9 protein-coding genes are annotated in these 12,557 nt (G+C 67.7%); 5 read left to right on the forward strand and 4 right to left on the reverse strand.

Annotation, left to right across the window (positions count from 1 at the left end):
• Positions 1–9: 9 nt before the first annotated feature.
• The 5 genes from AE618_RS09175 to AE618_RS09195 all read left to right on the forward strand — a co-directional run bounded on the left by AE618_RS09175 (position 10) and on the right by AE618_RS09195 (position 7,026).
• Positions 10–1,272: an ABC transporter substrate-binding protein gene (locus tag AE618_RS09175; protein WP_054208756.1), complete on the forward strand. Its 1,263-nt coding sequence runs from the start codon at positions 10–12 to the stop codon at positions 1,270–1,272.
• A 156-nt stretch (positions 1,273–1,428) separates the two neighbouring features.
• On the forward strand, positions 1,429–2,304 hold the full coding sequence (locus AE618_RS09180) for a branched-chain amino acid ABC transporter permease (protein ID WP_054208757.1): 876 nt from the start codon (positions 1,429–1,431) through the stop codon (positions 2,302–2,304).
• A gap of 7 nt (positions 2,305–2,311) precedes the next feature.
• Positions 2,312–4,837 carry a branched-chain amino acid ABC transporter ATP-binding protein/permease gene (locus tag AE618_RS09185; RefSeq protein WP_054208758.1) on the forward strand — a complete coding sequence of 842 codons (2,526 nt, stop codon included), beginning with the start codon at positions 2,312–2,314 and terminating at the stop codon, positions 4,835–4,837.
• A gap of 175 nt (positions 4,838–5,012) precedes the next feature.
• On the forward strand, positions 5,013–5,954 hold the full coding sequence (locus AE618_RS09190) for a 3-hydroxyacyl-CoA dehydrogenase (RefSeq protein WP_054208759.1): 942 nt from the start codon (positions 5,013–5,015) through the stop codon (positions 5,952–5,954).
• Positions 5,955–6,093: 139 nt separating this feature from the next.
• The gene (locus AE618_RS09195; RefSeq protein ID WP_054208760.1) at positions 6,094–7,026 is read left to right on the forward strand and encodes a 3-keto-5-aminohexanoate cleavage protein; all 933 of its coding nucleotides are present in this window, start codon (positions 6,094–6,096) and stop codon (positions 7,024–7,026) included.
• A 120-nt stretch (positions 7,027–7,146) separates the two neighbouring features.
• Here AE618_RS09195 and AE618_RS09200 read toward each other — a convergent pair whose 3' ends face one another.
• From AE618_RS09200 to AE618_RS09215, 4 genes are read right to left on the reverse strand one after another with little or no spacing between them, the layout of a single operon-like run.
• The gene (locus tag AE618_RS09200) at positions 7,147–8,757 is read right to left on the reverse strand and encodes a GMC family oxidoreductase (protein WP_054208761.1); all 1,611 of its coding nucleotides are present in this window, start codon (positions 8,755–8,757) and stop codon (positions 7,147–7,149) included.
• Positions 8,754–10,931: an alpha-ketoacid dehydrogenase subunit alpha/beta gene (locus AE618_RS09205; protein WP_054208762.1), complete on the reverse strand. Its 2,178-nt coding sequence runs from the start codon at positions 10,929–10,931 to the stop codon at positions 8,754–8,756. The genes AE618_RS09200 and AE618_RS09205 overlap by 4 nt, the downstream gene beginning before the upstream one ends.
• A 24-nt stretch (positions 10,932–10,955) precedes the next feature.
• Complete coding sequence (locus AE618_RS09210; protein WP_054208763.1) at positions 10,956–11,732, reverse strand: SDR family NAD(P)-dependent oxidoreductase; 777 nt, start codon at positions 11,730–11,732, stop codon at positions 10,956–10,958.
• On the reverse strand, positions 11,732–12,556 hold the full coding sequence (locus AE618_RS09215; RefSeq protein ID WP_054208764.1) for a shikimate dehydrogenase family protein: 825 nt from the start codon (positions 12,554–12,556) through the stop codon (positions 11,732–11,734). The genes AE618_RS09210 and AE618_RS09215 overlap by 1 nt, the downstream gene beginning before the upstream one ends.
• Position 12,557: the final 1 nt, after the last annotated feature.

A 12,557-nucleotide genomic window follows, 5' to 3' on the forward strand; every position in this document is an offset into this window, starting at 1 on the left:
GGAACGCCGATGTCAGACCTGTTGAAGACGACCCGACTCTCGCGCCGGCAGGCGCTGGCCGGGCTCGGCGCCGGCGCCGCGACCGGGCTCATCGCCAGCCCGTCCCTCATCCTGGCTCAGACACCCGACGCAATCCGCTTCGGCCACCTGACGCCGCGCACCGGCTTTCTCGGGCCGCTCGGCGAATATGGCGTGATGGCGGTCGATCTCGCGGTCGAGGAGATCAATGCGGCCGGCGGCGTCAACGGCCGCAAGCTCGAAGCGCTGAAGGAAGACTCGGTCAACCCGCAGACCGCCTCGACCAAGGCAGAGCGCATGATCGAGCGCGACAAGGTCGTCTGCATCCTTGGCGAGATTTCCTCGGCCTCGTGCCTGACGATCTCGCAGGTCGCGGCACGCAACAAGACGCTCTTCGTCAACACGGGCGGCAATTCCGATGCGCTACGCGGCGAGAGCTGCAACCGCTACATGTTCCATGTCGAGCACCAGAACTCGATGTATGTGAAGAGCGCCGGCCGCTCGCTGATGGCGCAAGGGCTGGTGAAGGGCAAGAAGTGGTTCTCGCTGACCGCCGACTACGCTTTCGGCCATGATCTGAGCAAGGTCGCCAAGCGCTTCATGGAGGCCAATGGCGGCCAGTTCGCCGCCGACAAGCTGGTGCCGACCGACGCGACCGACTTCTCGGCGCTGCTGCTCGAAATCCGCGCGGCCAAGCCCGACCTCGTGATCTCGAACCTCGCCGGCAACCAGATCACCAACTTCCTGAAGCAGTATTCGGAGTTCGGCCTGACCTTCCCGGTCGCGGGCTTCGGCTTCGACACGGCGCTGGCCTGGGCCGCCGGCAAGGACAATTTCGGCGGCATCTGGCCCTGCGTCTGGCACCATTTGATCGACACCCCCGGCACCAAGGCTTTCGTTGCGGCCTTCACCAAGAAATACGGCAAGCCGCCCGAGAACCAGGCCTGGGGTGACTACATGGCCGTGAAGATCATGGCCCAGTCGATGAACGAGCTGAAATCGACCGAGACCGCCAAGATCCTGGCGCATTGGGAGAAGGGCGCGAAGTTCGACGTGCTCAAGGGCCGCGAGGGCTATTTCCGCGCCTCCGACCACCAGCTCATCAGCGAGATGTACACCATCACCGCCCTGCCCGCCGCGCAGGTCAAGAACCAGTGGGACCTGTTCACCTCCTCAGCCCCGGTGCCCGGCCCCAACGAGGACATGGAGGTCATCGCCACCAGTGGCGACGAGGCGGTCTGCAAGATGAGCTGATGGCTCATCCGTCATTCTCGGGCGGCGTGCAGCGCCGACCCGGGAATCTCGTGACGGGAGACCGCTGGTTTCCGAGATGGTCGGGTCAAGCCCGACCATGACGCGCCATGATGAAGGGCCCTTCCCTGCAGCGCGCATTCCGATAGAGGCCATTCCTTGCTCACCCTCTTCATCCAGCAGGTGCTGAACGGGCTGCTCGACGGGGTCTATTACCTCCTGATCGCGCTCGGCCTGTCGCTGATCTTTTCGCTCGGCGGCATCGTCAACCTGGCCCATGGCGCCTTCTATGCGATCGGCGCCTATCTGACGATCGTGCTTGCCCCGCATATCGGCTTCGGCGGCGCCATGGTGGCCTCGCCGCTGCTGGTCGCGCTGATCGGCATTGTCGTCGAACGCAGCCTGTTCCAGCGCTTCTACCGATCGGACCCGATCCTCTCGTTGCTGCTGACCTTCGGGCTGGCTATGGTCGCGGAGCAGTCGCTGCGGATGATCTTCGGGGCGCCGCCGCTGTCCTTCTCGATTCCGCCGGCCTTGCGCGGCCAGATCTTCATCGGCGATTTCATCTATTCGCGTTACCGGGCGATGCTGCTCCTGATCGCGGCCGGGTGCGTGCTGGGGCTGTGGTTCCTGCTCCAGCGCACCGCTTTCGGCCGCGTCGTGCGGGCCGGCGTGCAGAACCCGGACATGGTTGGCGCGCTCGGCATCTCCCTGCAGCCCTACATGGTCGCGGTCGCCGGCATCGGCATCGGATTGGCGGGGCTGGCCGGTGTGCTGCTGGCGCCGATCTATTCGATCCATCCCGCCATGGGGCAGGAGATCATCACGCCGGCCTTCGTCGTGGTTGTCATCGGCGGACTCGGCTCCTTCTGGGGCGTGGTGGTGGCGGCCCTGATGGTCGGGCTGGTCAAGGGCATCACCATCGGGCTCGGCTACACGCAATGGTCGACCGCGGTGATCTACCTGATGATGCTTCTGGTCCTGCTGTTCAGGCCACGCGGCCTGTTCGGCGAACGCATCCAGCGCTTCGAGTGAGGACGCGATGACACCCGCACAGCGCGACCACGCGCCCCTCTTCATCGCAGCTGCGGGGCTCCTGGCCCTGCCCTTCCTGATGCATGTCATCGGGCTCGGCACGACGTCGGCGACCGAGATTGTCGTCTTCGCCATCGCCTGCATGGCGCTGAACATCCTCGTCGGCACGACAGGGCTGGTTTCCTTCGGCCATGGCGCCTGGTTCGGGCTGGCCGCCTATGCCGCCGGGCTGATCCAGCGCAACTGGCTGCCCGGCCAGTTCGCCCTGCCGATTCTGCTCGCCGTCCTGTTCGTCGGGCTGATCGCCTTTGCGTTTGGGGCGCTGATCCTGCGCCGCAAGGGGGTCTATTTCTCGCTGCTGACGCTGGCTCTGGCGGCCATGACCTACTCCGTCGCCTTCCGCTGGACGGCTCTGACCGGCGGCGAGGACGGGCTCGGCGGCATCAAGCGTCCGCTCTTCCTGGGCATCGATTTCGAGCAGGCCTCGCGCTTCTATGTCCTGGTCGCGCTGATCGGCATGGCGGTGGTCTACGGCCTCTGGCGCTTCCACCGCTCGCCGGTGGGCACGGTGCTGGTGGCGATCCGCGAGAACGAGCAGCGCGCGCGTTTCCTCGGCTATGCCACCGACCGCTACAAGCTGATCGCCTTCACGCTCTCGGCGGCGCTGACGGGGCTGGCCGGCTCGCTGCTGCTGTTCAACAACCGCATGACCTCGGCCGAGCCGATCTCGGTCGCCTTCTCCGGCGAATTGCTGGCGATGGTCGTCATCGGCGGCATGCGCTCCTTCCTGGGGCCGGCGCTGGGCGCACTGTTTTTCGTGATCTTCCGCGACTACCTCTCCAGCATCACGCCGAACTGGCTGTTCTGGTTCGGCCTACTCTTCGTCAGCTTCATCGTGTTCTCGCCGACCGGCCTCGTCGGCTTCGGCGAGCGCCTCTTGCGACCCTTCCGCAAGCAGGTCGCAGGCGATGCCGCAATGTCGGAACGCAAGGCCGGCACCGTGACGCTGCCGGCCTTCATGAAGTCCAGCGACCCTATCGATGGGCCGATCCTGACGGCACGGGGGCTCGCCAAGAGCTTTGGCGGCATCAAGGCGGTCGAGGGTGTCGACATCACCATGGCCGACCGCCAGCTGCATGCGCTGATCGGGCCCAACGGCGCCGGCAAGACCACGGCCTTCAACCTGATCTCGGGGCTGTTCCCGCCCGATCACGGGACGGTGCATCTGCGCGGTCGCCAGATCGGAGGGATGTCGCCCGAGGCGATCACGCAAGCCGGGATCGGGCGCGCGTTCCAGATCACCAACCTGTTTCCGACGCTCTCGGTCGCGGAAAATGTGCGGCTCGCCGTGCAGGCCCGCGCCGCCGAGCGCTTCGGCTTCTGGCGGCCCTCGGCAGCGTTGGCGGAGGTCAACGCGCAGACGTCGACGGTGATCGACACGATGGGCCTGCGCGGCATCGAGACGGCGGAGGCCGGATCGCTGAGCTATGGCGGCCAGCGCCTGCTCGACATGAGCCTGGCGCTGGCGACGAAGCCGCGCGTGCTGCTGCTCGACGAGCCGCTGGCGGGCCTGGCGGCGGCCGAGCGCGAGCGTGTCGGCAATTTGATCAAGTCGATCTCGACCGACCTGCCGGTGCTGCTGGTCGAGCACGACATCGACCGCGTCTTCGCCATCGCCGACCATGTCACGGTGATGAACGAGGGTTCGGTGCTGGTCGATGGCACGGTCGAGGATGCGCGCTCGTCGCCGCGCGTGCAGGAGATCTATATCGGCTCCGGCGCGCATGCGCTGGCGGAGAAGCCGCGCCAGAGCGCGGCCCGACCCGGCGTCCTGCTCGGCCTCGACAAGGTCGACACCTTCTACGGCAAGAGCCATATCCTGCGGCAGGTCTCGCTCGACGTGCACGAGAACGAGATCGTCGCGCTGCTCGGCCGCAACGGCGCCGGCAAGTCGACCCTGCTCAAGACCATCACCGGCATCGCCCCACCGGCGAGCGGCAGCGTCACGCTAGCCGGCCAGGACATCGCCGGACAGCCGCCCGCCGCGATCGCGCGGGCCGGCATTGCCTATGTGCCGCAGGGCCGCGGGCTCTTCGCAGGCATGAGCGTCAAGGACAATATGGAGCTCGGGCGGCTCAAGCGCGTCACCGGCAACGGCACGCATTGGGACGACGAGAAGATCTTCGCCTTCTTCCCGCGCATCAAGCAGCGCTGGCATTCGCCCGCCGACTACCTGTCGGGCGGCGAGCAGCAGATGGTGGCGGTGGCGCGCGCGCTTTCGGGCGATACCCGCGTGCTCCTGCTCGACGAGCCCTTCGAGGGGCTGGCGCCGGCTGTCGTGGAGGAGCTGTTCGAGGCCTTCGACAAGCTCCGCCAGGAGATCGCGATCGTGATCGTCGACCACCATCTCGATCTCGCGCTGGCGCTGTCGGACCGGACCGTCGTGCTTGAGCGCGGCAGCGTCGTCCACACCGGCCCCTCACGCGCGCTGAGCCAGGATCTCGCGCTCCGGCGTCAGGTGTTGTGGCTGTGACGTTCGAAACGTCCCGAACTTTGCGCCGTCATCCCGGGCGAAGCGAAGCGCAGACCCGGGATCCATGCCTGACCCTATCCGGCAAATGCTCCGGCATGGATCCCGGATCGGTGCCGCTGCGCGGCTTGTCCGGGATGACGGCGCCTTTGTATCGAGTGGATCAGGAACTCTTCGCATGACCAGCATCGCCATCGTCGGTTCGGGCCTGATCGGCCGCGCCTGGGCCACCGTTTTCGCCAGCCATGGCTGTTCCGTCGCGCTGCATGACGTCGTGCCCGGCGCGGCTGAGGCGGCGCGCGCCCATATCGGCACCAATCTCGAGGAACTCGCGGGCCATGGGCTGGTCGAGAATCCCAAGGGATCGCTCGCCCGGATCCGCGTCGCCCGCGACCTCGCCGACGTGCTGACCGGCGCCGATCTCGTGCAGGAAAACGGGCCGGAAACCGTCGCGGCCAAGCAGCAGCTCTTCGCCGAGATGGACGCGCTCTGTCCGCCCTCGACCATCCTGGCGTCCTCGACCTCCTTCATCATGGCCTCGGTGTTCAGCGAGACGCTGGCGGGCCGGGCGCGCTGCCTCGTGGCGCACCCTGTCAACCCGCCCCATCTCGTGCCGATCGTCGAGCTCGCGCCGGCGCCCTGGACCGACCCGGCGGTGGTCGAGCGGGCCAAGGCGATCTACGAGCAGGCCGGCCAGGTGCCGATCGTGCTGCGCAAGGAAAAGCCCGGCTTCGTTCTGAACCGCCTTCAGGCCGTGCTGCTGGCCGAGGCCTTCCGCATCGTTGGCGAAGGCGTCGCCAGCGCGGAGGATGTCGACAAGACGATCCGCGATGGCTTGGGCCTGCGCTGGTCCTTCATGGGCCCGTTCGAGACGATCGAGCTGAATGCGCCCGGCGGCATCCCCGATTACTGCGCGCGCTATTCCGCCTCGCTCGATGCGATGGTGAGGTCATCCGAAGGGCTCGGCAATCCTTTCGACGCCGCGACGGTCGAGACCGTGATGAGCGAATGGCGCGGCGCGCAGTCGCCGGACCGGGTGAAGCGCCTCAGCGACTGGCGCGACACGCGGCTGGCGGCGCTGCAGGCCCACAAGCGCGGCTCGCAGCGCAAGCCGGGATGAAAAGCCTCAGCCGTCATTGCGAGCACAGCGAAGCAATCCAGGGGCGGCCGCGCTCGACGTCCTCCTGGATTGCTTCGCTGCGCTCGCAATGACGGACCCGTTCCAGACCCTGACCCGAACGTCACGAAGGACGCCCAGCATGGCCAAGAACCGCAAAGTCATCATCACCTGCGCGGTCACCGGCGCAATCCATACGCCGTCGATGTCGCCTCACCTGCCCGTAACGTCGGACGAGATCATCGATGCGGCGGTCGGCGCGGCCGAGGCCGGTGCCGCCCTCGTCCATGTCCATGCCCGCAATCCCGTGACCGGCCAGCCCGACCAGTCGCCCGAGGCCTTCGAGCCCTTCCTGAAGGTGATCAAGCAGCGCTCGAACTGCGTCATCAACATCACCACCGGCGGCGCCCCCACCATGGGTGTCGAGGAGCGGCTGGGCCCCTGCGCGCATTTCAAGCCGGAGGTCGCCTCGCTCAACATGGGCTCGATGAATTTCGGGCTCTACCCGATGCTGGCCCGCTTCAAGGACTTCAAGCACGACTGGGAGAAGCCCTATCTCGAAGGCTCGAAGGACCGGATCTTCAAGAACACCTTCCAGGACATCGAGAACATCCTCACCACCTGCGCAGAGAATGGTACCCGCTTCGAGATCGAGTGCTACGACATCGGCCATCTCTACACGCTGGCGCATTTCGTCGATCGCGGGCTGGTGAAGCCGCCCTTCTTCGTCCAGTCGGTCTTCGGCATCCTCGGCGGCATCGGCCCGCACCCCGAAGACGTCATCCACATGAAGCGCACGGCCGACAGGCTGTTCGGCGATGCCTATCAGTGGTCGGTGCTCGGAGCCGGCCGGCACCAGCTGCCGATCGCCGCCATGGCGGTGTCGATGGGTGGCAATCTGCGCGTCGGGCTGGAAGACTCGCTCTGGCTCGGGCCGGGACAGTTCGCCAAGTCGAACGCCGATCAGGTCCGCGCGGCGCGGATGATCATCGAGGGGCTGGGGCTGGAGGTCGCGACGCCAGAGGACGCCCGCGAGGTCCTTCAGCTGAAGGGCGCCGACAAGGTCAATTTCTAGGGCGCCCAGCCTCACTCCAACGTCATGGTCGGGCTTGTCCCGACCATTCACGCCTTCGGTGATCGAGGGCGTTGTTCAAGACGTGGATGCTCGCCACACGAGCGAGCATGACGGCAGGCGCTACAGGCTGTCCCGCCGGATCAGGTCGGCGGCTTTCTCCGCGATCACCAGGACCGCCGCCTGCGTGTTGCCGGAGACCACTGCCGGCATGACGGAGGCGTCGGCGATGCGCAGACCATCGACTCCATGGACACGCAGTTGCGGATCGACCACCGCGCCCGGCCCCTGCCCCATCCGGGCGGTGCCGCAGGCGTGATAGATCGTCTGGCCGTTGTCGCGGGCGAAGGCGAGCCAATCCGCATCGCTGTCGCATGTCGGGCCAGGTGCCATCTCATAAGCGCGATAGGCATCCATCGCTGGCTGGCCGACGATGGCGCGGGCGATCTTCATGCCGTCGATCATGCAGTGCTGGTCGGTGGCGGTTGCGAGGAAATTCGGGCGGATCGCGGGAGGCGTATCGGCGTCGGGCGCGCGGGCATGGATGGTGCCGCGCGATTCCGGCCGCAATTGCGTCACGCCGATGGTCATGCCGGGTTCACGGTCGAGCCTGCGCTCGGCGGCGTTGGCGTAGCTCGCATGCATGAAGAAGTACTGGATGTCGGGCCCCTCGATCTCCGGCCTTGTCCGCACGAAGCCATGCGCCAGTCCGGTGCCGAGTGTCAGGATGCCCTTCCGCGTCAGGAAATACTGCGCCACAGCAGCCGCCAGCCGCCAGCCGCGTGTCGTCTCGTTCAGCGTCACCGGCAGCTTCACGCGCCAGTTCATGCGCGTGCAGAAATGATCGCTGTAGTTGGCGCCGACGCCCGCCAGCTCATGCCGCAGCGGCAGGCCCGCCGCGGCCAGCACCGCCGGGTCGCCGATGCCCGACAATTCCATGAGATGTGGCGTCTGGATCGCACCGGCCGTCAGAACGACGCTGTGGCGGGCAGCGGCCTGCCGCTCGACGCCGTCGATGCGGTAGGTGACGCCCGAGGCGCGGGGCCCGTCGAGAGCGATGCGCAGGACATGCGCGCCGGTCAGGACGCGCAGATTGGGACGGTTGCGAACCGGCGCCAGATAGGCATCGGCGGCGCTGACCCGCCGGCCATGGCGCTGGTTGACCTGATAGTAGCCGAAACCATCCTGCACCACGCCATTATAGTCGCCGTTGCGCGGGTAGCCCGCCTGCCCGGCCGCTGCGATGAAGGCCTCGGCGACCTCCGGCCGCTCCTTGACGTCAGTCACCGGAAAGGGGCCGTCGCGGCCGCGCGTCGCGTCGCCCTGCCCGTCATAGGCTTCGAGCTTGCGGAAATAGGGCAGCACGTCGGCAAAACTCCAGCCGGTGCAGCCAGCCTGAGCCCAGCCGTCGAAATCCTGGGCCTGGCCACGGACATAGATCATGCCGTTGATCAGCGTCGAGCCGCCCAATCCCTTGCCGCGCGGGATGGCGATCGCGCGATTGCGGGTGTTCTCCTCCGGCTCCGTCTGGAAGCGCCAGTTGAACTCCGGATTGACCAGGAGCTTGCTGAAGCCCGCAGGGATCGGAATCCAGAAGCCCTTGCCCTCGCCGCCCGCCTCCAGCACCAGCACGCTGCGGCGGCCGTCCTCGCTGAGGCGGTTGGCGAGCACGCAGCCGGCCGTGCCGCCGCCGACGATGATGTAGTCGTAAGCTTCGCTGGTAGGCGTCGTCATGCAGCCGCCCCGGCAAGCGGCGTGCCGCGCTCGGCCATCACCCTGGCGATTCCAGCCATGACCTCCTCGCGCCCGGCAAAGGCGGCGCGTTCGAGCACCTTGGAGATCGTCGGCGAGGCCTCGCGGCCGTGGACGCGCTGCACAGGCTGGTCGAGCCAGTCGAACAGGCGGCGGTGCAGTTCGTCGGCCAACATCGCCCCATAGGAGGTGCCGCGCGCGCCCTGCTCGACGATCAGGACATTATGCGTCTTGCGCACGCTGGCACCGATCGCCTCCCAGTCGAGCGATGCGCGGTCGAGCGTGCGCAGATCGACGATTTCCGCGTCGACGCCGAGCGCCTCGACGGCCTCCAGGCTGCGATGGACCATGGCCGAATAGGTCAGGATGGTGAGGTCGCGGCCCTCGCGGACAATCCGTGCCTTGCCCAGCGGGATGGTGAAGTCGAGATCCGCGGCCGGGATCAGACCGTTCATCTGGTAGAGATCGACATGCTCGATCACCAGCACGGGATCGCTGCCCTTCAGCGCCGCATTCATCAAGCCGATATAGTCCTGTGGGGTCGAGGGCGCGACGATGCGCCAGCCCGGCGCCGTCGCGAAGACGCCGGCAGGGTCGAGCGAATGCTGCGAGCCATAGCCCGTGCCCATCGCGATCTTGCTGCGCAGAACGAGGGGTACGTCGGTGGTGCCGCCGAACATGTGTCGAGCCTTGCCGATCTGGTTGAAGACCTGGTCGGCAGCGACCCACATGAAGTCGGGATACATGAACTCGATGATCGGTCGGTAGCGCCCGTCCATGGCAAGCCCGCCGGCGAGGCCGGTGAAGGCGTTCTCGCTGATCGGCGTGCCGAGCACGCGGCCGGGGAATGCAGCCGCCAGTCCGCGCGTGGCGCCATTCGTGCCGCCCTTCAGGCGGTGGATGTCCTCGCCCATGATGACGATGGACGGGTCGGTCTCCATCCGGCGATGCAGCACGTCGGCGATGGCATCGACGAACTTGCGCTCGACCGTCGGGCCGGTCGGCGGGCCTTTCGATGACAGAGCCGGCAATTCGCCGCGCAGGCCGACATCGACGAAGGCGGTGTCGGGCCAGAGGTCGGGGCGGATGCGGCGGCGGTTACCATCCGGCTCCAGCAATCGCCCGGCGATGTCCTTCATCAGGGCGACGCAGCGCTCGCGCAGATCGGCGACGGCACCGTCATCGATCAGTCCCAGCGCCGTCATCTCGGTCGCGACACGCGCCAGCGGATCGCGGGCGCGCCAGGCGGTTTCCTCGTCCTTGGAGCGGTAACCAAAGGCGGAGCCGGGCAGCGGCCCGTTCTGGTGGAAATAGCGGTAGACTTCGAGTTCGATCAGGGCCGGCCCCTTGCCGGCGCGCAGCAGCGAGGTGGCTTCCTGCGTCGCCAGATGCACGGCGAGCGGGTCCATGCCGTCGACGCGCCAGGCGGGGATGCCGAAACCCGGCCCGCGACCGGATAGGCGCGCCTCGCAGGTCGCCTCGTCGACATGGGTGGCAACCGCGTAGAGGTTGTTCTCGACGACAAAGAGCAGCGGCAGGGCCCAGGCGGCGGCGAGGTTCATCGTCTCCAGCGTCGAGCCGATATTGATCGCGCCGTCGCCGAAATAGGTCACCGCGATATCGCCTGTGCCGGCGAGCTTGTGGGCCATGGCGGCGCCGGCCGCCAGCGGCACGCCGCCGCCCACGATGGCATTGGTGCCGAGCGCCCCCGCCTCGATCCAGCGCAGATGCATTGAGCCACCGCGGCCATGGCCGAAGCCGGGCTCGAGCCCGAGGATCTCCGCCAGGCTCCGGTGCAGCATGCCTTCGACGGGCGCGGCCAAATCGGCGACGGGATCGAGCGTCGGCGCGAGATAAGACAAAGTCTTGGCGAGGAACTGGTGATGGCCGCGATGCGAGCCGTTGACCTGGTCGGAGGCGCGCAGGCCGATCACGGAGCCGACGGCGCCGCCCTCCTGCCCGATCGAGGAATGGGCCGGGCCATGGACCAGCCCCTCTCCGGCGAGTTCGAGCACGCTCTCCTCGAAGGCGCGGATCAGGTGGAGCTGCGTCAGCATGCTGCCGAGCAGCGCCGGATCGGCAGCCTTCCAGTCGGCGGGGGTGGAGCGCAGCGCCGTCCAGGGCGCCTGCGCGTGGAGCTTTTCGCGGACGGGCATCAGCACCCTCCTCCGGATGCGGTCTCAGAGATAGCCATTGGCGCTCCAGCCTCCATCGACCCCGGCGACCTGCCCGGTGATCGCGCTCGCCTCGTCGCTCGCCATGAAGGCGGCGAGATCGGCGACCTCCCCGGTATCGATGAAACGGCCGATCGGCATCCGCGCGGTCAGGGCGTCGGCGTCGAGACGTCCGCGCGCGATCAGGTCGTCGAGGAAGGGGGTGCGGACATAGCCCGGCGCCAGCGCATTGACCCGAAGGCCATGGCGGGCCCATTCGAGTGCCAGCGCCTTGGCCATCATCGCGACGCCGCTCTTCGAGACGCAGTAGCCGATGCGCTCGGGCGCGGCGACGACGCCATACATCGACGCCATCAGCAGGATCACGCCGCGCCGGCGCGGGGCCATGCGGCGCCCCGCGGCCTGCGCGGTCAGAAAGACGCCGTCGAGATTGACGGCCATCACCCGGCGCCAATCGGCGAAGCTCAGTTCCAGCGTCGGGCTGTTCTGCGAGATTCCGGCATTGGCGACGACGATGTCGAGCGGACCGATCCCGGCCTCGGCCCGGTCGAAGGCCGCATCCACCGCGTCGGGATCGCAGACATCGCAGGCGATGAAGCCGGCGTTCTCGATCTCGGCCAGGGCGTCGGCAGCGGCCGCGTCGCGGTCGAGCACGACCACCCGCGCGCCGCGCGCGGCGAAGCGCAGGGTCATGGCCAGCCCGAGGCCGGAGGCGCCGCCGGTGATGAGCGCGACCTTGCCGGCGAGATCGCGGTTGCGATCGGAAATCGGAGTGGCGCTCATCACGTCTTGCCCGGCGGGGTCTTGTCCGGTGACGTCATGCCCATGAAGTCGCCCATCATCTCGAGCTGGCATTCGAGCATCGGCAGCCCGTAATGGATGCTGCAGCCCCTGGCCTGGGCCGCCGCCAGCAGCGCGGTGACACGCGGCTGCATGATCACCTCGGCGACGATCTGCCCGGCGGTCAGGCGCGATGCGTCGAGCGGCAAAGGATCGCCCTCGGCGAGGCCGAGCGACGTGCCGTTGATGACGATATCGGGGGCAGCCGCGCCGGGCTCGTCGAGATCGACGGGAAGCGCGGGAAAGGCCTGTGACAACCGCCGCGCCAGATCCTCCGATTTCGCGCGGGTGCGGTTGGCGATCGAGAGGCCGGCGACGCCCGCGTCTGCGAGCGCGAAGGCAACCGCATTGGCGGCGCCGCCCGCGCCCAGCAACAGGACGCGCCGGCCCTTCGGCTCGAAGCCCTCGCGGCGCATCCCCGCGACGAAGCCAAGCCCGTCGAGAATGTCGCCGACCAGCCGGCCATCGGCCTCGCGGCGGACACAGTTGACCGCGCCGACCAGCTGCGCCTGCCGCGAGACCTCGTCGCAAAGCGCGACGATCGCGGTCTTGTGGGGCACGGTGACGACGAAGCCGCCGAGCGTCTTCATGGCCTTGAGGCTTGCGACGACGGTGGCGAGCTCGCCCGCGCCGACATGGACCGGCACCATCACGCCGTCATGCCCGCGCGCGCGCATCAGCGCGTTCAGCTTCTGCGGCGTCTGCACATGGTGGACCGGGTCGGCGAGGATCGCATAGACGCGGGTGTGGCCGGAGATCTCCGTCATC

This window comes from Allobosea vaviloviae, assembly GCF_001298265.1.
Classification (GTDB): domain Bacteria; phylum Pseudomonadota; class Alphaproteobacteria; order Rhizobiales; family Beijerinckiaceae; genus Allobosea; species Allobosea vaviloviae_B.

Bases quoted from the DNA above. Each gene is read 5' to 3' on its own strand.
- AE618_RS09175 (WP_054208756.1), top strand. From the start codon at position 10: ATGTCAGACCTGTTGAAGACGACCCGACTCTCGCGCCGGCAGGCGCTG.
- AE618_RS09185 (WP_054208758.1), top strand. From the start codon at position 2,312: ATGACACCCGCACAGCGCGACCACGCGCCCCTCTTCATCGCAGCTGCG.
- AE618_RS09190 (WP_054208759.1), top strand. From the start codon at position 5,013: ATGACCAGCATCGCCATCGTCGGTTCGGGCCTGATCGGCCGCGCCTGG.
- AE618_RS09195 (WP_054208760.1), top strand. From the start codon at position 6,094: ATGGCCAAGAACCGCAAAGTCATCATCACCTGCGCGGTCACCGGCGCA.
- AE618_RS09200 (WP_054208761.1), bottom strand. From the start codon at position 8,757: ATGACGACGCCTACCAGCGAAGCTTACGACTACATCATCGTCGGCGGC.
- AE618_RS09205 (WP_054208762.1), bottom strand. From the start codon at position 10,931: ATGCCCGTCCGCGAAAAGCTCCACGCGCAGGCGCCCTGGACGGCGCTG.
- AE618_RS09210 (WP_054208763.1), bottom strand. From the start codon at position 11,732: ATGAGCGCCACTCCGATTTCCGATCGCAACCGCGATCTCGCCGGCAAG.
- AE618_RS09215 (WP_054208764.1), bottom strand. From the start codon at position 12,556: ATGACGGAGATCTCCGGCCACACCCGCGTCTATGCGATCCTCGCCGAC.